Origin of the sequence: Mesorhizobium sp. BR1-1-16, from assembly GCF_020165495.1 — a bacterium.
In the GTDB taxonomy this organism is placed as follows: domain Bacteria; phylum Pseudomonadota; class Alphaproteobacteria; order Rhizobiales; family Kaistiaceae; genus Kaistia.
This window is the reverse complement of the sequence record NZ_JAIUIE010000003.1, coordinates 304,635-322,551: the sequence shown is the minus strand read 5'-3', so window position 1 is coordinate 322,551 and position 17,917 is coordinate 304,635. Positions and strand designations below refer to the sequence as shown.

The 17,917-nt window shown below is 61.5% G+C and carries 22 protein-coding genes; 9 read left to right on the top strand and 13 right to left on the bottom strand.

Features of this window, described 5'->3' with window-relative positions:
• Nucleotides 1–294: 294 nt before the first annotated feature.
• The 4 genes from LB518_RS10035 to LB518_RS10020 are packed head-to-tail and all read right to left on the bottom strand — an operon-like array spanning nt 295 to nt 2,827.
• A complete protein-coding gene (locus tag LB518_RS10035) occupies nt 295–678 on the bottom strand; it encodes a hypothetical protein (protein WP_224576708.1) in 384 nt (127 codons plus the stop codon).
• A 2-nt stretch (nt 679–680) separates the two neighbouring features.
• Nucleotides 681–1,637 carry an alpha/beta hydrolase gene (locus tag LB518_RS10030; protein ID WP_224576706.1) on the bottom strand — a complete coding sequence of 319 codons (957 nt, stop codon included), beginning with the start codon at nt 1,635–1,637 and terminating at the stop codon, nt 681–683.
• Nucleotides 1,638–1,668: 31 nt separating this feature from the next.
• The gene (locus LB518_RS10025) at nt 1,669–1,989 is read right to left on the bottom strand and encodes a Rossmann-fold NAD(P)-binding domain-containing protein (RefSeq protein WP_224576704.1); all 321 of its coding nucleotides are present in this window, start codon (nt 1,987–1,989) and stop codon (nt 1,669–1,671) included.
• Nucleotides 1,934–2,827 (bottom strand): NmrA family NAD(P)-binding protein, encoded by an 894-nt coding sequence (locus tag LB518_RS10020; protein ID WP_224576702.1) that lies wholly within the window; start codon nt 2,825–2,827, stop codon nt 1,934–1,936. Before LB518_RS10020 ends, LB518_RS10025 begins: the two co-directional genes overlap by 56 nt.
• Between LB518_RS10020 and LB518_RS10015 the strand changes: the two genes are divergently transcribed.
• Nucleotides 2,815–3,867: a LysR family transcriptional regulator gene (locus LB518_RS10015; protein WP_224576700.1), complete on the top strand. Its 1,053-nt coding sequence runs from the start codon at nt 2,815–2,817 to the stop codon at nt 3,865–3,867. The two genes, LB518_RS10020 and LB518_RS10015, sit on opposite strands and share 13 nt — an antisense overlap.
• A gap of 466 nt (nt 3,868–4,333) precedes the next feature.
• Here LB518_RS10015 and LB518_RS24825 read toward each other — a convergent pair whose 3' ends face one another.
• Nucleotides 4,334–4,948 (bottom strand): TetR/AcrR family transcriptional regulator, encoded by a 615-nt coding sequence (locus LB518_RS24825; protein WP_353619944.1) that lies wholly within the window; start codon nt 4,946–4,948, stop codon nt 4,334–4,336.
• 79 nt (nt 4,949–5,027) lie between these two features.
• Between LB518_RS24825 and LB518_RS10005 the strand changes: the two genes are divergently transcribed.
• Nucleotides 5,028–5,963, top strand: a complete 936-nt coding sequence (locus LB518_RS10005) for an SDR family oxidoreductase (protein ID WP_224576696.1) — start codon at nt 5,028–5,030, stop codon at nt 5,961–5,963.
• Between the two features lie 51 nt (nt 5,964–6,014).
• Here LB518_RS10005 and LB518_RS10000 read toward each other — a convergent pair whose 3' ends face one another.
• The gene (locus tag LB518_RS10000) at nt 6,015–6,584 is read right to left on the bottom strand and encodes an OsmC family protein (RefSeq protein ID WP_353619943.1); all 570 of its coding nucleotides are present in this window, start codon (nt 6,582–6,584) and stop codon (nt 6,015–6,017) included.
• A gap of 156 nt (nt 6,585–6,740) precedes the next feature.
• Nucleotides 6,741–8,504 (bottom strand): diguanylate cyclase, encoded by a 1,764-nt coding sequence (locus tag LB518_RS09995; protein ID WP_224576694.1) that lies wholly within the window; start codon nt 8,502–8,504, stop codon nt 6,741–6,743.
• A 484-nt stretch (nt 8,505–8,988) separates the two neighbouring features.
• Between LB518_RS09995 and LB518_RS09990 the strand changes: the two genes are divergently transcribed.
• The gene (locus LB518_RS09990) at nt 8,989–9,228 is read left to right on the top strand and encodes a DUF6894 family protein (RefSeq protein ID WP_224576685.1); all 240 of its coding nucleotides are present in this window, start codon (nt 8,989–8,991) and stop codon (nt 9,226–9,228) included.
• Nucleotides 9,229–9,240: 12 nt separating this feature from the next.
• Here the strand turns inward: LB518_RS09990 and LB518_RS09985 are convergent, their stop codons facing one another.
• Nucleotides 9,241–9,948 carry a Crp/Fnr family transcriptional regulator gene (locus LB518_RS09985; RefSeq protein WP_224576683.1) on the bottom strand — a complete coding sequence of 236 codons (708 nt, stop codon included), beginning with the start codon at nt 9,946–9,948 and terminating at the stop codon, nt 9,241–9,243.
• A 252-nt stretch (nt 9,949–10,200) separates the two neighbouring features.
• Between LB518_RS09985 and LB518_RS09980 the strand changes: the two genes are divergently transcribed.
• The 3 genes from LB518_RS09980 to LB518_RS09970 all read left to right on the top strand — a co-directional run bounded on the left by LB518_RS09980 (nt 10,201) and on the right by LB518_RS09970 (nt 11,692).
• Nucleotides 10,201–10,410, top strand: coding sequence for a hypothetical protein (locus LB518_RS09980; RefSeq protein ID WP_224576681.1), 210 nt, complete (start codon nt 10,201–10,203; stop codon nt 10,408–10,410).
• A 101-nt stretch (nt 10,411–10,511) separates the two neighbouring features.
• A complete protein-coding gene (locus LB518_RS09975; protein WP_224576679.1) occupies nt 10,512–10,754 on the top strand; it encodes a hypothetical protein in 243 nt (80 codons plus the stop codon).
• A gap of 557 nt (nt 10,755–11,311) precedes the next feature.
• A complete protein-coding gene (locus LB518_RS09970; protein ID WP_224576677.1) occupies nt 11,312–11,692 on the top strand; it encodes a response regulator in 381 nt (126 codons plus the stop codon).
• Here LB518_RS09970 and LB518_RS09965 read toward each other — a convergent pair.
• The gene (locus LB518_RS09965) at nt 11,689–13,122 is read right to left on the bottom strand and encodes a PAS domain-containing HWE histidine kinase family protein (RefSeq protein WP_224576675.1); all 1,434 of its coding nucleotides are present in this window, start codon (nt 13,120–13,122) and stop codon (nt 11,689–11,691) included. The two genes, LB518_RS09970 and LB518_RS09965, sit on opposite strands and share 4 nt — an antisense overlap.
• 553 nt (nt 13,123–13,675) lie before the next feature.
• Nucleotides 13,676–13,876, bottom strand: coding sequence for a hypothetical protein (locus LB518_RS09960; protein WP_224576673.1), 201 nt, complete (start codon nt 13,874–13,876; stop codon nt 13,676–13,678).
• Nucleotides 13,877–14,091: 215 nt separating this feature from the next.
• On the opposite strand from LB518_RS09960, the gene LB518_RS09955 reads away from it, so the two are divergent.
• Nucleotides 14,092–14,838, top strand: a complete 747-nt coding sequence (locus LB518_RS09955) for a GGDEF domain-containing protein (RefSeq protein ID WP_224576671.1) — start codon at nt 14,092–14,094, stop codon at nt 14,836–14,838.
• Between the two features lie 150 nt (nt 14,839–14,988).
• On the opposite strand, the gene LB518_RS09950 is transcribed toward LB518_RS09955, so the two are convergent.
• From LB518_RS09950 to LB518_RS09940, 3 genes are all read right to left on the bottom strand, one after another.
• Nucleotides 14,989–15,198 (bottom strand): hypothetical protein, encoded by a 210-nt coding sequence (locus LB518_RS09950; protein WP_224576669.1) that lies wholly within the window; start codon nt 15,196–15,198, stop codon nt 14,989–14,991.
• A 194-nt stretch (nt 15,199–15,392) separates the two neighbouring features.
• The gene (locus tag LB518_RS09945; RefSeq protein ID WP_224576667.1) at nt 15,393–15,722 is read right to left on the bottom strand and encodes a hypothetical protein; all 330 of its coding nucleotides are present in this window, start codon (nt 15,720–15,722) and stop codon (nt 15,393–15,395) included.
• Entirely contained in the window at nt 15,719–15,910 is a 192-nt protein-coding gene (locus LB518_RS09940) for a hypothetical protein (protein ID WP_224576664.1), read from the bottom strand. Before LB518_RS09940 ends, LB518_RS09945 begins: the two co-directional genes overlap by 4 nt.
• Before the next feature lie 637 nt (nt 15,911–16,547).
• Here LB518_RS09940 and LB518_RS09935 point away from each other — a divergent pair.
• A complete protein-coding gene (locus tag LB518_RS09935; protein ID WP_224576662.1) occupies nt 16,548–17,261 on the top strand; it encodes an SOS response-associated peptidase in 714 nt (237 codons plus the stop codon).
• A gap of 3 nt (nt 17,262–17,264) precedes the next feature.
• Entirely contained in the window at nt 17,265–17,516 is a 252-nt protein-coding gene (locus LB518_RS09930) for a hypothetical protein (RefSeq protein WP_224576660.1), read from the top strand.
• Nucleotides 17,517–17,917 lie beyond the last annotated feature (401 nt).

Here is a 17,917-nt window from a genome sequence, read left to right as displayed (position 1 = left end):
GCCCGATCGGCCGCCGGCGCGCTTCAGCGCCGGCACATACCACCGCCCAACTCCGGCGCCCTTGGTCCGCCAGGATCTGCCCCGATCACTGACCATCAAGGGTTAGCTGGTGCGCTGTAGCGGGACAGCCTTCCTAGCCACGACGGTCATGTTCATTCGATTTCGCCGCGCCGACCAAGACACCGCGGCAACATAGCTTTAATGGGAAGCTGGCAGACCAAACATAGCAAGAGCGTAGCTGCCGGCGAACTGGGGGCCCGACCAGGGCGGTGCGTCCCATATCCCCCCCGGCAGTCAATCTGCGTCGACCCACCGCGCTGCGGCTTCCGCGGTATCCTGGGGACGGGTGTTGAAGGCGATTGCCGCCTTTGGGGCGCCCTGATGAATGGCGTTCACGACCTTTTCGAAGAAGAGCAACCCTTTTGGCGGGATGCGCAAGCCACCGCCGACTACCACACAGTCATAATCCTGCTTCGCCAGTTGAGCCGCCAACATGGCAATGCCGCTGTCGTCGGGCGCAATCATGCAGAGGTCTTTGTCCCAACCACGCTCGCTCATTGCCGTCTTCGCGACCTCGAAGCCCTCGCGGATTTTCTCAGCGTTGAACCCGGGTGGCAGGGACGGATCGGTAAAGTCGACGGTTTCCGGGGTCTGCCCGACAAACAATACGCGCGTCATAATCAAGCTCCTTTGAGCGGGATGGAGGGAGCGGCGGCGTCGGCCAAGGCATCGAGACGCTGGCGGAGGAAGTCGCTGATGGCGTTCACGGACTGCTCGGCCGCGAGAAACTGACCGAGGGAGGACTGGAAGACATGCGGCATGCCCTCCCAGACCGATAGCATGACATCGACACCGGCCGCGCGTGCCCGGTCGGCATAGCGGACGGAATCGGCGAGCAGCACTTCATTGTCGCCGACATCAATGCGAACAGGCGGCAGGCCGTCGAACCGAGCATGGAGCGGCGACGCCTTGGGGTTCGTGGGATCCTGGCCCTGGAGATACATGTCAGCGAAACCCTGGAGCACGCCGCGTGTGAAAATCGGATCGGCCTCGGCCCGCGTCTCATAACTCTCGCCGGTGAGCGCCAGATCGGTCCACGGCGACATCACCGCCGCACCGAGCGGCAACACCGTGCCCTTGGCACGATCGGCGGCTAGGATCGATAGCAGCGCCAGCGTCAGGCCACCGCCGGCCGAATCGCCTACGACCACGATTCGCTCGGCCCCTTCCGCGACCAGACCGCGATAGGCCGCGACGGCATCGTCGATGGCGGCCGGGAACGGATGCTCGGGCGCAAGGCGGTACTCCGGTACGAAGGCATCCACGCTGACGCGTGCGGCAATCTGGCCCGCGAAATGGATGACCGCCTCTGCCGAGCCGAGCACATAACCGCCGCCGTGGATGTAAAGCATGTGCGCGTCCGCTCGCGCAATCGCCGGCCGGAGCCAGAAACCCGCAATCCCGCCTACCGTCGCGGCCTCAACCCGCACATCCGGGGCGGCGGGCGTGGCGGCAATCATGGCGTCGAACATCGGCCGCGCCTCGGGACCGAGCGGCTCGCCCTTGTGAGCCAAGGCAGCCTGGCGCATCGCGGCGACGGCAGGTGCATCTTCGGGCGATAGAGGTTGGATTGTCATGATGGCAGGTCTCTTTCCTGTGGAGAGGGGATCAGCCGTTCGCCCATTGGGCGGCGGCATCCCTCGCAAAGGCGGCATAGGAGCTGGGCACGCGACCGAGCAGCTTCATCAGGCGCACGAGGTCGTCGGCGGTCGCCGCTGCGCCTTCCGTCTGATAGCGGCTGAACATCAGGCGCAGGTCGAGCGCGTGCCAGGCCGGCACCATGGCCTTCATGCGCTGCTCCGTGACAAGGAGATCGTCACCGCCATAACGGATTGCCCGGCCAAGGGCCTCGCTCCAGATTGCGGCGACGCTTTCACCGGTCAGTCCGTCGGGACCGACCAGGGCGTAGGTCTCGCGGCCGAGCGGCATCGCAGCCTGCTCGCGGCGAACCAGTTCGATCGCCGCGGCCTCGCCGATGTCGCGAATATCGACCATCGAGACGCCTTTCGCGCCGATCGCGCAGACCAATACGGTCATAGTGATCAAACATCGGGCGCAGCGCCTGAGCATTGCCCGGAAGCGTGCGTGGATCGATCCGTCTGGGGATAATCTCGCGACCCAGCACTTCGCCTACCAGCGCTGCAACATCATGCCGATTCAGCCAGCCCTCGGCGCACAACTCGAATGTTCCGCACAGCAAGCGATCTTCCGTTAGGGCAATCGCGGCCACTTCGGCAACATCGCGGTAGTCGACCCGGCTGAAGCGCGTTTCATTCGACCAGGGCTCGGCGACGACCCCGCTCGTGACGATCCCGTCCCATGCGCCCGCGAAGTTCTGAAACAGCACGGTAGGATGCAGGAAGGTGTATTCCAACGAGGAATTGAGCACCGCATCCTCCACCGGCGCCTTGAGCGCATGGTTGGGAAGAGCGCTCAGCACCGGATGAATGACCGACGAGAACACAAAGCGCCGGACACCAGCCGCGATCGCCGCATCGACAAATGCTTTGCCCACTCTAGCCTCGTCTGGAAGCGCGACGGGCGGGACGTAGAAGACGCGATGGACGTCCCGAAGCGCAGCGTCGACGCTCGCCGGGTCGGTCAGGTCGCCGATCACGACATCCTGCGCGCCTGCCTTGCGAACGGCCGCCTCGTCGCCGTCGTGATGGATCATCGCGCGGATTTCGGCGCCTCGCTTGGCCAGTTCGGGGAGCACCAGCCCGGCGAACTTTCCGCTCGCCCCTACGACCAAGATTGTTTCAACCATCCGGTCAATCCTTACGCTTTGTCGTTGCGATCAAGCTCTCGCATGCCTCAATCTCGACGCCTAGGGTTAGTTCGGCGCCGCCATTGGACACACTGTGCCGAAAAGTGCGACAATATGGGATGCTGGATTTGAACTCCCTGAGGATGTTCGAGCGGGTCGCGTCGCTGAAGAGCTTTACGGCCGCGGCGCGCGCGCTTGGCGTACCGAAATCCAACGTCAGTCGCGCCATTGCCCGGCTGGAGGATGAACTCGGCACCCGCTTGTTCCAGCGTACGACGCGCGACGTCGTCCTGACCCTCACCGGTCAGGCGCTACTCGAACGCAGCCCCGACGTCATCGCAAATCTCAGCGAGACAATGGACTATGTTCGCGGCCTCGCGGGGAAGCCGCGTGGATTGCTGAAGATCAGCGCGGGGGTGGGGTTCGGCGTCAACGTGCTGGCCGAGCAGTTGCCCGAATTCCTGCTGCTCTATCCCGATATCGAGATTGCGCTCGATCTCGATAGCCGATCCGCCGACCTCGTCGCGGATGCGGTCGATGTCGCGGTCCGCATGGGGCCACTGCCCGATTCCGGAATGGTCGCCGTGAAGATTGGCGAAATTCGCCGATATCTGTGCGCCGCGCCCGCCTACCTCGAGCGCCGAGGAAGACCGTCTTCGATCGAAGATATTGCCCAACATGACACGATCGATATGCCCGGCCCGAATGGCAGGGCGAGGCCCTGGACCTTTTCACGCGGAACCGAGACCGCGCGCGTCGAAACCCGGCCGCGCATCTCGGTCAATGAGGCGCTCACCATTCACCGCCTGGTTGCCAACGGCGCGGGGTTGGGCCTCTTGAGCGGCTATATCTGCGCCCCGCAGATCGCAGCGGGTCAGCTTGTGGACGTATTTCCGGACTGGTCACCGTCAGCTGTCGGGGTCAACCTGGTCTTCCCTAGCCGCCGCGAACTCTCGCCGGTCGTGCGCGCCTTCGTCGACTATATGAAGGAAGTGAGCCGCCCTGGAAACCTGTGGATGAAAGATACGCTGACCCTGTAGAAAGTCTCCTCATTGGCAGAAATGAAGCGAGGCATCAAAACCAGACGCTGATCTGCGCCCAATCAAGTCTTGTCACGCCTCTTCGGATTCAAGCTGGGAGATCGCACAAGAAATGTACGTCATCTTTTTCATAACCGACCAGATACTCAATTTACAACCGAAACATCTAGCCGTGCTGTAATCCGCCGTCGCCGACTGGCAGCCGCAATCGAAAATCGCTCAATTTCGCTAGCGTCTGCTGACGCCGCCCGCAGTGGGTACGAACGGACGAAAAAGGGCGGGCGGGCATTGCAGCGTTAGGGCGATGTCTGCCGGCTTTTGCATGACCTCGTGGCCGAGGTTCGGATTGCGCGGGCCGCGCCGCGTCGGATAGACGTGCATCAGCTTGTGGCTCTGCTGCCCCCAGCCCGCGTCAGAAACGTATTTGGGTGTGGTGCATGCCATGAGATCGCGCCGCCACGCCTGCTTACGGCGCGGTGGTGGTGAATTCGGCGGTGACCGCGTCGAATGCGCCGCGCAGCACCTCGTCGAAAGGCCGGGCGCCCCCCTCCTGGTTGAACGTCTCGGACGCGAGGCGGGTCGCGCCGACCGCGACCATCGCGAGCACCCGAAGTCTCGTCTCGCGCTCGGGCTCGGGCCAGCGCTCCCGGATCGCCGAGAAAAGCGCCTCCTCCTGCTGCCGGTAGCTGGCCTGCTTGCGAGCCTGCACCGACGCGCTGCCGCGCATCAGACGGTCGATGGCCAGCATGTCGTCGCCCGGGATCGACGCGCATACCCTCAGCGCCGCGTCGCGCACGAGCGCGAAGGGTGAAGTGGCCGGAGGCGCCCGGCGGACTTCGGCGGCGAACAGCTTGCCCACATCGCCCTGCAGCGAGAGCAGGATGTCGTCCTTGGATTCGAAATAGTGGAAGAACGTCCGGCGCGAGATCCCAGCCGCAGTTGCGATCTCTTCCACGGTCGCTCCATCGAAGCCCTTTTCGATGAACAGCCGCACACCGGTGTCCCTGATGCGGCGGAGCGTTTCGTGACGCTTGCGTTCACGAACCCCGACTGACGGGGAAGCAGCAGGATAGTCATTCACAGGCGTGCCCCAATGAAATAGTTGCACCGAGTGCACTTATTATATTACACTGAGTGCATGTTTTTTGAAAGGCGCAGTTATGACCAGATGGACGCAGGCCAACATTCCCGAACAGCACGGCCGGACAGCGATCGTGACCGGCACAGGGGGGCTCGGGTTCGAGGACGCCCTTGCGCTGGCGCGTGCGGGTGCGTCCGTCGTCGTTGCGGGAAGGAGCGCCGCCAAGGGTGCCGAAGCCCTCGGCAGGATCCGCGCGGCCGTCCCGTCGGCACAGGTCCGCTTCGAGCAGTTGGATCTCGCCAGCCTCGCCTCGGTCGCGGCGTTCGCCACCCGCATCTCCGAACGGCACGAGCCGATCGAGATGCTGATCAACAACGCCGGCGTGATGGTGCCACCTCGCCGCGAGGCCACGGCCGATGGATTCGAACTCCAGTTCGGGACCAACTACCTGGGCCCTTTTGCATTAACCGCCCATCTTCTGCCATTGATGCGCGAAGGCGCGCGGATCGTCTCACTGTCGAGCGTCGCCGCGCGCGCCGGCGTCATCGACTTCGACAACCTGAACTCGACGCGCGGCTACGCGGCGATGAGGGCCTACAGCCAGTCGAAGTTGGCCTGCCTGATGTTCGCGCTGGAACTGCAGAGGCGGAGCGACGCGATGGGCTGGGGGATCCGCAGCATCGCCTCACATCCGGGGGTCGCGCGGACGGACCTGCTGCACAATGGTCCCGGCCGCCGCAGCGCCCACGGGCTCGCGAGGACGCTGCTGCCGTTCCTATTCCAGCCGGCAGATCGCGGGGCATTGCCGACGCTCTACGCGGCGACCGCGCCCGACGCGGCTGGCGGCGCCTATTACGGCCCAGATGGCATCGCGGAGATGCGTGGTTACCCGACGCCCGCCAAGGTTCCGACCCAGGCTCTGGATAAGGCAGGGGCGGCGCGTCTCTGGCAAGTTTCCGAGGAACTCGCCGGCCTGAGCTTTCCGGACGGCCGTTCCCAGTCACGCACCGCCTAGGGAGCGTGAAGAAAGCTGGGTCGCCACTTTCTTCGTCTTTGCGGTCGCCGCCTACGCATTGCGCTCCGAAGCCGCCTTGATCGTGACAGGAATGCCCTTCCGGAGCGAGTTGCTGACCATGCAGCTCTCCTTCGCCTTATCGATAAGGGGCAGAGGATCGGATCCGTCAATCATATCGCAGGTGACCGACATGGTCGCCGATGTCGTGAGGAGGGGATGACCCTCCAGGCAAACCGTCACCGACACCGCGAGACTGCGAATGCTGACGCCCAACTCCTGCGCCACATATCGCAGGTCGTTGCAGAAGCATCCACCAAGCGCGAGCGCCAGCATCTGCGCCCCGTTGAAGCCAAGCCCCATGCCGCCAGCCTTTCCCTCGGGCCGATCGATGATGACAGTGTGGCTGCCGGCCCAGCCCATTGCGGCCTCTGTCCCCACGACGTTGCGAAGCTCAACGGTGACTGAATTCATCGTACGGCGCTCCTTATGAATGTGCGGCCCTAAGGCGGTCGTTTCACCCCAAGGGGGCGGCGGAATTAATGTAAGGCAAGCAGCGCGGCTGAGCGGGTATTTCACGATGAGGCCCAGCGCGCCGCCGACGACAGCTTCAGTTCGTGCCAATCGATCCCCTCCGCCATGTCAGTTGCCCCTGCTGAACCGGCCGGATCGATGCTGCGATGCAGGCGAGGGAGATCGCATCTGCGGGGGCCTCAGGTCGGGTTACGAGACAGCGAATGGCAAATCCCGCAAGGCCCGGATTGTTTGGGTCCCGTAGATTTAGCCCGCCGCGCCCCGCTGCCTTTCAACTGGCGAGGGGTAAAGCTGATCGATCGCCGGACGCGATGGGGCAGAGACGACCTTGTTACGACCGGAATGCTTGGCGTCGTAGAGTGCGGCATCGGCGGATTTAAGAAGATCGACCGACTGAACCGAAGTCTCGGGGATTGCGGCAGCGCCGAGCGACGCGGTGATGGGAAAGCCATGCGCGCTCGACAAATCAGCGATCCGTGCGCGGATGATCTCTGCCTTGGCTATAGTCGCAGCGAGATCCGCATCGGGTAGCAACACGAGCAGTTCCTCGCCGCCATAGCGGCAGGCGACATCCGTGCGACGGAGCGCGGCGAGGAGTGTTCCCGCCACATCGCGCAGCACCGCGTCGCCAATCGCATGGCCATGCTGGTCGTTGAGACGCTTGAAATGGTCAAGATCGATCATGATCGCGCCAATGGGCGAGCCGCGACGCTCGGCCTGCAGGACGAAGCGTTCCAGCACTTCTTCCATGAATCGACGGTTATGGAGGCCGGTCAGCGGATCGCGAAGCGCCTGATTGCGCAGTTTTTCCCGCAAGCCGATGCTCGACAGCGCGAGTGACATGCCATCGGCGAGCGCAACGGCAAGCGGCGTGACGTCCGCGAGACTCGGCGCTGAGAGGTCAACCGCGGGCACGATCTGGAGGAGGCCATAGATCTCGCCACGGGCAAGCATCGGAATTTCCAAGAACGCTTTCTGTGTTGTGGCGTGTTCGCAGCGCAGGGCATGGCCGCCCGTCTCGTTGATATGCGATTTGCCGCGCTTCATCGCCCAGCAGGCATCCGGAGCGATGGTGGGAGGGATATCCTCCGCAGGATCGATGGCTCCGCTGGCCCATGCGACCGACAGGTCCAGTCGGTCACGCGAATTGTTGAAGATATAGAGAGCGCCCCCAAAATCGGGCAGCAGCCGGCGCGCGGTGGAAACCAGCACGGCATTAGCGTCGGCGTAGTCGTTCGCGCTTTGCAGTATATCGGTCATGGCGAAGAGATGCTCGACCTCCTGACGGGCGGTCACTGCCGCGTTCACGGCCTCGGCTCTGCCGGCTGCCTGACGGCTGCTGGCCCGGAAGGCGATGATCAGAGCGGCCAGTATGATCCCGCCGCCGACCAGTTGCAGCACGAGCGCCAGCCGCTGGAGAAAGCGCAGCCGCTCCTCGATCTGGTCGGTCGCCGCCAGCCGCTGTCCGACGGCATCGGCGAAATAGGCGCGTAGCTGATCCATGATCGCCTTGGAACGGTCGAGGTTCTGATCCTGCTGTTGTGTGTCCGCCGACCCGAAATGCGTGCGATCGACTAGCGCCGCAAGGCTCGCCCGCAGCTCGCCGATCATCCCTGAAATCGGCTTCACCTGCGGATTGGCGACCTTTGCCTCCTGGTCCAGGCGGTCGATAATCGACTTGTTATCGTCGAGAACCTGCTGCGCGCCGATATAGGGACGCAGATAGTCCACCCGGCCAGTCAGGCTGAAGCCTCGGGCGCCGGTTTCCAAGTCGAGCAGAGCTTGCTGAACGATGCGCTGCTCTCGACCCTTGGATCTTGCAAGTGTCAATTCGGCCTGTCCGCGCGTTGTACCGACGAATGTGACGAAGGTCGCGACGATCGTAACCAGCACGATCAGTATGATGGTCAGGGACAGGCGGTCTCTGACGCCGGCTTTGGCGCCAAGCCGAGCGCAGAACGCGACAACCGCATCCCGAAGTCGGCTCAGCGACGTACTGGTCGATGACAAGACGGGTTTCTCCGCGTTGAGGGGTATACGGACCGGGTAGTAATGACGCAGAGGCAGAAGCGGCCAGTGACGCCCGCCATGTTAACCGTTCAAGACGAAGCACGCGCCACTAAAGCGCGATCAACACCGCTCATTCTTTCCGCACGACTCGATCTCGCCGCGTTGACAAGAGTCGCAAGCTCCCCCACGGGGTAATGTACTTAGTCACCAGCAACCGCGGGGCTATTGATGCCGATTTAATCGACGCCGCCGCGCGAGCGGGCTGCTCGCGCCCTATGTCGCCTAGACGGTCACATGGAAAACCGATCCATCAAAGGCAAGCCGATGAGGGTCGGCTACCTAGCCGACGTCGAGACCGTGCTTGAGGCGGCGCAATCAGCATCTTGCCACGCAACCGCCAGAGCATCGGGAGATTAGCGGAGATATGCAGTTTTGCAGATTGCTCGACGGTACGGTTTGCTGACGAAGCGAAGTGGGACAGGTCATGCCGCGATATTTCTTCCATCAGGTGAGGCGCGGCGGACTTATCGAGGATTCCGAAGGATCGCAACTTCCTGACATCGATGCCGCGCGACGGGAGGCGATCGATGGTGCGCGCGAGATGATGAGTGAGGCCATTCACGCTGGCGTCGATATTTCTAGCCGCCGATTCGAGATCACCGATGAGCAAGGCGCCGTCGTTCTCTTGGTGCCGTTCACAGATGCCGTCGCGCTGGTTGAATGAACTTGAAGAACGTCAGCCGATGAGCCGTCGGTATTCCGACTCTGGGGTGCCATAGAAGCCTTTCGCGCTCTCTTCCAGGCCCTCTCTGTCAAGGATGTGGATGCGGCTGCGAACAGCTCGGATCAACCCGCGTCCCTCGAGAATCTGCAGCGCCACGGTTACTCCAGGGCGGCGTACGCCCAGCATTACCGAAATGAACTCGTGGGTCAGCGGAAGCTCGTCACCTTCCGCCCGATCCAGCGACATCAGCAGCCATCGGGCAAGTCGACCTTCCAGCTTCAGTCGGGCATTGGCTAAGGCCGTCCACGCAATCTGGATCGCGAAGGCATGGGCATAGGCGAGCATCAAACGGCGCAGGCTTGGGCTGCTTTCCATTCCCGCCGCCAGCAGGTCAGCGGGCAGCTGAAATCCGGAGCCGGGAAGCTGGATGAATATCTCATGCGGCGAACGTCGATCGCCTAGGATGACCGCCAGTGACGAAACGCCCTCATATCCGACGAGGCCGATTTCACTGCGACTGTGATCACCTGCAATCGCGACGACAGATGCAATAGCCGACTCTGGAAAGTAGACGCGTTCGATTGGACGACCGGGAAGCTGCAGGTTCATCCGCATATCGAGGGAAACTCGCTCGAGGCCGGGTTTCAAAATGGCGAGGTCCCGCTCGCTCATCGCGCGCAATAGACAATTGCGCGGACGCACTCCTAGGGCGATCGCCACTGGCATACCTCACTAGGATGCAGCGGTATTGCCGCGTCCATCCTCTTATCTGCAGTGAACCATAGGCTCTTTGCCGCGATCGCGTCCGAATATTCGCTCACTGCCGGCACTTGGTACGAATGCGTACATCGTGGCCCGGAAGACGTTCAAACGCTCTAACGCAAACGATCCGACGTACAAAATCGTACAAAATTAGGTCTTGAACGACAACAAATTAGGGGCAATCTTCAAGATTGTTGAGGAGGGCCTCAGATGAACGCGATGATGGGCGAACTTATTATATCTGAAGTATTGTTTGCCGCCGAAGACAACTCTGTTCTTGATGTAGACAGAATAACGGCGCGGCTCAAGGCGACCAGGCCAAACGAGCCGGTAACGTTGGACGAAATCTCGGCGCGCTTGGTGGATGAGGCCACAAAGCGGGGAGTGGCGATCATGCTCGGACACATGCGCTCGGTTTGACCGAGAGGCGTGCAGACTTTGGCCTGGTTGAACCGGGCAAGGTGTTTCGATAGTGGCGATGGGCCATATGTGCGCGATCGTCGCGCGAGAGCTAAATTGATATGCGCGATCCCGACGCCCCTGCCGTCGTCCACATCCTGGAAGACAGGCTATATGTCGAAGAGTTCAACACGCTTCAAGACGCAGTGCGGTTCCTCATGCGCGAGGTTCCGGCAGCTCGACGTCGCAAAGCATGGATAGCGACCACGGCGGGCTCACATATCGAGGGCGAAGAAATCGTGACGCTGGCTGCAAGTCTCGGCATACCCTGGGACACGGAAATGCCGGCGCGCGACCGACCATGACCGGCCGCGCTGCGCCAGAGTCGCGCTGTTCAGGAATGGCTCAGGCGGTAAGCTTCATGACAGTTCAGAACCGTCATTTGTGGGAGTCGGTGAGGCCGAGCATAATCAAGCCCAAACCTCCCTGCGAACGCGCCGCTCGGGCTCTGTCACGCCTGGATGGTCATCCCGAGACCATCCAATTCGGAGGAAAAGCGATGTGGGTGAGCTACTTGCCCGACGTCGACACGGTGCTCGAGGCGGCGCTGTCGGCAGACGAGTGGGCGCGCATCAAGGCCGAGGGGCCGGCATAGAGATATTGCGGACGAAGTGCGAGCAAGTTTCGGTTTGGCCCCTGACGATCACTGGCCCTCCGCTACCTGTAGTGCCTGCGGATCAATTAGGCCGCATCCTGATTAAACCGACAGCCACAGTCGCAGCTTGCGCCGGGTCGCCGCGAAGTTGCGCAGCTGACCACTCAGGGTGAGAGTTTCGCCGCCGAGAAGGAATTCGTCGAAGATGGGGAACTCCGATCCCGGTCCAGGGTTTTACTGCGGTCGGCGATGCGGAGTGGGGGCCCGATGGCGGTGCTGGGACGTGGGGCCCTTATCTTGCTGGTTGAGGATGAACCGCTCCTGCGGATGGCGACCCACGACGATTTGCTCGCTGCGGGCTTCGCCGTCATTGAAGCAGCCGATGCCGATCAAGCGATCGCGATCCTTCAATGCAGATCCGATATCGAGGCGGTGTTCACCGATATCGACATGCCGGGCTCAATGAACGGTCTACGTTTGGCAGCTGTCATTAGGAACCGTTGGCCGCCGATCAAACTCATAGTGACATCGGGCCATAGGAAACCGCAGCCAGGTGATTTGCCAGCAGGCGTTCCCTTCCTGACGAAGCCATACGCGCCCGAAAGGATGGTCTCGGCCTTGCGGGATATTTTGATGGAGCAGCGCTAACCCGGCCCCTTCCAGCCGAGCCGCGACAGTTCGACATCGATGTGAATGGCGAGCCCCTCGGGCCTCCAGTCGTAGTCAATCTTTCCGTCGAACTGTCCTGAGATCAGCCTTTGCGACAGAGTGCTACCAAAGCCACGATGGCGCGCCGGACCGGGCACCGAGGGGCCACCGGCCTCTTGCCAGCTAACGAGAAGCCGTCTTTCGGTCATGTGCCAGTTGACCCGGATCCTTCCACCAAGGTCTGACAGGGCTCCGTATTTCGCGGCATTGGTGGCAAGCTCATGGAATACCAGGGCGAAACTGGTGACGGCATTTCCACCGAGTAGCACTTCCGGCCCCGAGAGTTGGATCGACCCGTATTGGCCGACGCTCTCTCGTGCGTAGGGCTCGAAGATCGCCCGTAGCAGCTCCGCCAGCGTCGTATTGGTCATCGCTGTGTCGATATCGAGTAGGCCCGGTCTCGTTAGTTCGTGCGCCTTCGTGAGCGCATTCAACCGAGCGCGCACGGATTCGGCCATCTCCTCCGGCGTCGTCGACGCCCTGGCGCTCATCGTGACGAGAGACGCCGCAACCGAGAAGAGGTTCTTCACCCGATGGCTCATCTCCCGAAGGATCAACCCCTGCTGTTCTTCTGAGCGCCGTCGCTCGGAGATGTCACGCGCGATCTTCGAAGCTCCGACAATGCGTCCCTGTTCATCACGCACGGGGGAAATGGTCAGGGATATGTCGACTAAACTGCCATCCTTGCGTCTGCGGATTGTCTCAAAATGATCCACGCGTTCGCCCCTGCGAATGCGGTCGATTATTCTTGGCTCTTCGTCAAGCCGATCTTCTGGGATCAGCAAATTGACATGCCGCCCCACGGCTTCGGCTGCCGTGTACCCGAACAGGTTCTCGGCTCCGGGATTCCAGGTCGCGATGATGCCGTTGATATCTTTGCTGATGATGGCATCGTGCGAGGATTCCACGATCGACGCAAAATGGTGCTCCGTCAGTGCCGCGCGCCGCGCCTCGGTGACGTCGACGAGCAGGTTCGCCATTCCGACGATGTCACCCTGGTCGTTTCGGAGCGGTGTGGGATTGGCAAGAAACGGGACGCGCGTTCCGTCCGGGCGCTCGGCCACCGCTTCGGCGTTGCGGATTGCTCGGCCTTGACCAAGAGCGACCGCAATCGGGCTCTCGTCATGGGCCATAGGTGTGCCGTCCGGCCGATAGAGGCGCCATGCTCCCGACCAGCGGTCTTGATGAAGGACAGGATGACGACCCCACAAATCCGCGGCGGCCGGATTGTAGGACGTGATCCGACCTTCAAGGTCGATCGTATAAACGGGCGCGGGAAGCGCTGCCAGAATCGCGGGAGCAAGGCATCCGCTGATGTGGCCCGCTTCCGCATTCCCGGCGGAAACCTCAGTCGTCGCGAAGTTGGTCATGACAGTCAGGCGAACTCGGGAGCGGCTTCGCCGCCATATTACTTCATCGACCTTATGAGATTGCAATTGCTATTCGCAACTGTGTCTGATGGCCCGCAGCACCTCCGGCGCGACGAAGGTTGTTCCCACACCAGTCGTGCCACGCGCCGTTCTCATGCGGCCCCGTTTCCAGGCGATGCGAGCCTCCAGCGTGACGTGACCTGATCCCGCCATCAGCCGAAAATGCGCGCGATAGCCTTGGCTAGGCCGTACGGAACCCAGATCGGCACGACACGATAGGGATGGCCGTGCGGTAGGCGATAGCCGTGCCGTCGCGCTTGGCGTGCCTCATGCTTGGCCCGGCGGGGGGAAGGCGAAGCTTGGTGAAACGCCATGTTAATCTCGCATCGAGGCAAGGCGGACGGTCCTCAGCGTGTAGGACGCCTCGGACGGCGAGAAATGATCGGGGGAACTCCCTCGCCCGGCCCGACAATCACGTCGTGCCGCGCCCGTTATTGCAATGCATCATCAATGGGTGCAACGCCACAGAAAACTTGTTGTTCTGACGAGGGGATCACTCTGCGGCGTACAACTGTGACCGCAGAGCGGCTCTGCCGCCTTCCGTGATCCGGAAACAGTTGGCGACAACGTCCCAGATAATCAGATCCCTTGCGACAAGGCTCTCGATGGTCGGACCATCATGAATTAGGCAGCGGCTCGGATCGGCTACATCTTCGAGCGTCGATCGCTCCCCAATTGAAAGCGTTTCGGCCATCTGCATCTCCTCTGCGTTCATTTGCCCAATGCAGATACCTGGCGCCCTGTTCCTCAGCTTTCCCCATGCGTTCCCGCCCGGAAGGCACCTTCCGGCGCCTCGATAGTCCCAGCAATTTCTCTCATCCGAAAGAAGTAGTTCAGTTATAAGGAAACAGGAGGCCCCTCCGTCGTTGTTTGGGATCAGTTAACGTAGCGCCGGCTAGCAGGACCTAAATGAAGTTCGATTTTACCCGTACCGGCTGGAGTCGAGTGATAATCGTCACGATTGTCGGAACCTTCATCTGCATAGCGGCCGCCCTCTTCGTCGATTCGTTCAACTTCTCTGGTTTTGATGAGACCCAGCTCGCTCGCGCGATAGCAGTGGATATTTTGCTGCCGATCGGCCTGGCAGTTCCAATGCTTTTCCTCCTTATGAGCAAGCTGCGCGAGCTGGCGATCGCTAACAACAAGCTCGCAAACATCGCCGCCACCGACAGCCTCACAAGCGTGTTGACGCGCAGCGCCTTCACGGTTCTGGTAGACGCCTATCTCGACAAGTTCAGCAGCGACGCCGATCGCATGAGAGGGGCATTCCTGGTCGTTGATGCGGATGACTTCAAACGGATCAACGATCTCTATGGCCACAGCTCCGGCGATTCCGCATTGCGTCTGATTGCATCGACGATCCGGCAAACTCTGCGTCCGGAGGACTTAGTCGGACGCGTAGGCGGTGACGAGTTCACGGTCTTCTTGCCAGGGTCGAGCCCGAGCCAAGCAGCAGCCATGGCTGAGCAGATGCGGCAGACGATCTATAGTGCCGACGCCCATTTTCTGCACGATCATCGACGCCTGTCGATCAGCATCGGCGGGACGACCTTTGCCGGCTCTACCAGCTTCAACGCTCTCTTCAACGCCGCTGATGAACGGCTGTACGAGGCGAAGGCGCGCGGCCGAAATCGGATCGAGATCGAGCCACTTTGACTGGCCGACAAAGGCTGCTTCTTTGCGGGACTGATCTGGCTGCAGCTTCAAATATCTGGAGAGATAGAAGGCGCCGCGCCGTCGCACGGCCGGTTGGCCTCCCGCTCTGCTGTGCGAAGACGCTCCGCAACCTCGCAGAGGCCCGACCGCTCAGCCAACGCGATGAGCTGGGGGAGCCTCTGACGGATTTGTTCCAATCCGCCCGTCGGATCCGGTTGCCTGCTCTCGGCTAATTGCTTCACGCTTCGCCTCATCTGCCGCCATTTCCAGTAGATAGCTTAAGAACGGCATTTTTGTGAGCTTGGCGTCGCGGGCCATGCGGCGTGCTTCTTTTTCGATATACAGAACGTTGGCCGTCATGGCTTGGGTCTCCCGCCTTAGGCGAATGGATGCCTAGCGTTGGTTGTCTTTCACACTCTGACAACTTATTGGGAAAGATGTGCGGTCCGCAATGCGATCGCTGTTTACTTTTTGACCGCATCTCAGTTTTTTGCCGAGGTATGAAGTCAATTTGAAGCGGGGGTGAAATGAGGGGAAATGAGGGGAAATTCCCTTTACTTGCGATGTACCCGGTTGCCACCGTCGTACCAGCCGCGGTCGGCGAACTGATCGGGCTCGCCACGCATCATGCATTTGAGCTCATAGCCGAGATCGACGCAGCGTCGGCAGAGCGGCTCGCACGGTGTGCGCTTGGCATGGGTCCGCATGCAGATGACGCGGGCGAGCGCCTCACGCTTCGGATTGGCGACATAGGCGCGGAGGGCCTGCAGTACGACGAAGCTGGTTTCCCAGGTGAGACGTGCCCCGCGCTTCTTCTCGACCCGCTCCTCCAATCGTTTGATGATGGCCCATGGCGTCAGAGGCGAGCGCGGTCCAGGGTTCATCCACGTTTCCGCCCGCGCACAAAGCCGTTTGACACCTGATCAACGCGATCGTCATAGGCCATCAGCAGCGTCTCGATCACCGCGCGAAGATCGCCCTGATGCACGGCGATCAGTTCATCGACCCGCTTCAGCAAGGCCTCTTCCTGTTTGTTCAGATCACAGCTCGGGTCCACCACTGCAGCTTCCATCGTCCAGAATTTGTTCTTATTTTGTTCACCACATGGCTGGAGTCAAGAACGGCGCGCGGCGGTTCTAGCGATGGCTTCGGTAGTAGGAATGCACGTACGTCCCGTTCTTTCGAAAATAGCCGCTGACATGCTGCGTTCTTGGCAGGCCCGTCACGGTGCTGACGACGCCGTAGCAGCTCTCGCCCACGCACGGAGGGGCACGATAAGTCTGATACGTGAAGGTCTGCGGCGGTGACTGGTAGGCTACTGTCCCAGCGCTCCCCGAAGGGTCTGCTGTGACGCCGGAGGATACAGGCGATGGTGGCGGGGTCGCGGACTCCATGGCAAGCTGCGGCAGAGATTCTCCAAACGAGCCTGGCGAAGAGATTTCCTTTGAATAGCAATCAAAGTAGGCATCGGTGCCGGACTGCGCTTGGCAAGTGGCATTCGCCAAATCAGCTCGGTAACTTGATGCTGGACCAAAGTTTGGAGAAGCCGTGCACCCCGAAACGATAAAGGCCATCGCGACGGCGACTATTACATGAGCTCGCACAACTTCCTCCCCCGAATACCGATAGCCTACGCCTGCACGCGCATAAGTCGAGTTCGGTACGATCCGAGAGTGGAGAGCTTTTAGCCACCGTGGCATGATGGTCGCATGTGCAATCTCTACAGCATGACGTCGAACCCGGAGGCGATCCGCGCCTTTGCGCGCGCGATGCTCGATTCGACCGGGAACCTCGAGCCGCAGCCCGGCATCTTTCCCGACTATCTCGCACCGATTGTCCGCAACACGCCCAGCGGCCGTGAGCTCGCACGCGTGCGCTGGGGCATGCCCTCATCGTCCCAGGCGCTGTTCAAGGCCGCGACGACCCGCGCTGACAAGCTGCGGGCCAAGGGCAAGGACGTCGACTTCCCCGCGCTGCTGAAGGCCGAACCCGACAACGGCACCACCAATATCCGCAACACGGCGAGCCGGCACTGGACGCGCTGGCTCGGCGTGGAGAACCGCTGCGTCGTGCCCTTCACCTCGTTCAGCGAGTTTAATCGCGAGGCTGGCGGGGACATCTGGTTCGCATTCGATGACAGCCGGCCGCTCGCGTTCTTCGCTGGAATCTGGGTGTCGCAATGGACCTCTGTACGAAAGATCAGGACCGGCTTCGAGACGGCCGACTTCTACGGCTTCCTCACGACGGAGCCGAATGCCGAGGTCGGGGCCATCCACCTGAAGGCGATGCCGGTCATCCTCACGACCCATGATGAGGTGGACATGTGGCTGACTGCCGATACGGAACTGGCGCTTTCGCTAAAGCAGCCCCTGGCAGACGGCTCGCTCAAGATCGTAGCGCGTGGAGTCAAGCAGGATCTGTGAGCTATGGTGGCGTTCCTGATCAGCATCTGCCTCATGACCGTTGTCACGGCGATCATGCACATCCTGCTCGGGAGATGGGGCGTCCGCGAACAGGCGCGCATCGCTGCGATGCGCCGCGCCGCCGCTCCGTCGCCGAGCCTGGCCACGCCTGAGCCGGACGAGGACCAAGAGCGGCACGAGATCCGCATGCACAGTCTCCTCGACGAGATCACAGCGGACATGAAGCGGCGGGGCGGAATGGGATTCCCGAGATGATCTCCAGCGGATACATTTCGCCGCCATTTTGGGCTTTATCGTCGGACTGCTCGGACTGGTTCGACCTCGCCGCCGACACAATCTGCGCCAAAAAGGAGGGCTGTCTGCGAAGACACAGAATAGGCTCCCTCCAACAGACACCGTCAGGCCTGGACAGATTGACGAATCCTCTACCACCAACACCAGTTAGCATCGAGTGCTACCGATCAGGCTGGCCCGATGCCGATGTCCCTCCAGGCGAGCCGATTTGGATTTATTACGAGGTCGACATCGTTGCGGATGCTGTCTTGCGCTCAGTAGACGTCTTTCCCGACGATCGCATCGAGCGCGACAGCATCGCACTTGAGGAGCGGAAGGGAGACAGTTGCCCGTCTCTCCTAAACGGACCATTCATGAAGACC

Bases quoted from the DNA above. Each gene is read 5' to 3' on its own strand.
- LB518_RS10035 (WP_224576708.1), bottom strand. From the start codon at position 678: ATGACGCGCGTATTGTTTGTCGGGCAGACCCCGGAAACCGTCGACTTT.
- LB518_RS10030 (WP_224576706.1), bottom strand. From the start codon at position 1,637: ATGACAATCCAACCTCTATCGCCCGAAGATGCACCTGCCGTCGCCGCG.
- LB518_RS10025 (WP_224576704.1), bottom strand. From the start codon at position 1,989: ATGCCGCTCGGCCGCGAGACCTACGCCCTGGTCGGTCCCGACGGACTG.
- LB518_RS10020 (WP_224576702.1), bottom strand. From the start codon at position 2,827: ATGGTTGAAACAATCTTGGTCGTAGGGGCGAGCGGAAAGTTCGCCGGG.
- LB518_RS10005 (WP_224576696.1), top strand. From the start codon at position 5,028: ATGACCAGATGGACGCAGGCCAACATTCCCGAACAGCACGGCCGGACA.
- LB518_RS09990 (WP_224576685.1), top strand. From the start codon at position 8,989: ATGCCGCGATATTTCTTCCATCAGGTGAGGCGCGGCGGACTTATCGAG.
- LB518_RS09980 (WP_224576681.1), top strand. From the start codon at position 10,201: ATGAACGCGATGATGGGCGAACTTATTATATCTGAAGTATTGTTTGCC.
- LB518_RS09975 (WP_224576679.1), top strand. From the start codon at position 10,512: ATGCGCGATCCCGACGCCCCTGCCGTCGTCCACATCCTGGAAGACAGG.
- LB518_RS09970 (WP_224576677.1), top strand. From the start codon at position 11,312: ATGGCGGTGCTGGGACGTGGGGCCCTTATCTTGCTGGTTGAGGATGAA.
- LB518_RS09965 (WP_224576675.1), bottom strand. From the start codon at position 13,122: ATGACCAACTTCGCGACGACTGAGGTTTCCGCCGGGAATGCGGAAGCG.
- LB518_RS09960 (WP_224576673.1), bottom strand. From the start codon at position 13,876: ATGGCCGAAACGCTTTCAATTGGGGAGCGATCGACGCTCGAAGATGTA.
- LB518_RS09955 (WP_224576671.1), top strand. From the start codon at position 14,092: ATGAAGTTCGATTTTACCCGTACCGGCTGGAGTCGAGTGATAATCGTC.
- LB518_RS09950 (WP_224576669.1), bottom strand. From the start codon at position 15,198: ATGACGGCCAACGTTCTGTATATCGAAAAAGAAGCACGCCGCATGGCC.
- LB518_RS09945 (WP_224576667.1), bottom strand. From the start codon at position 15,722: ATGAACCCTGGACCGCGCTCGCCTCTGACGCCATGGGCCATCATCAAA.
- LB518_RS09940 (WP_224576664.1), bottom strand. From the start codon at position 15,910: ATGGAAGCTGCAGTGGTGGACCCGAGCTGTGATCTGAACAAACAGGAA.
- LB518_RS09935 (WP_224576662.1), top strand. From the start codon at position 16,548: ATGTGCAATCTCTACAGCATGACGTCGAACCCGGAGGCGATCCGCGCC.
- LB518_RS09930 (WP_224576660.1), top strand. From the start codon at position 17,265: ATGGTGGCGTTCCTGATCAGCATCTGCCTCATGACCGTTGTCACGGCG.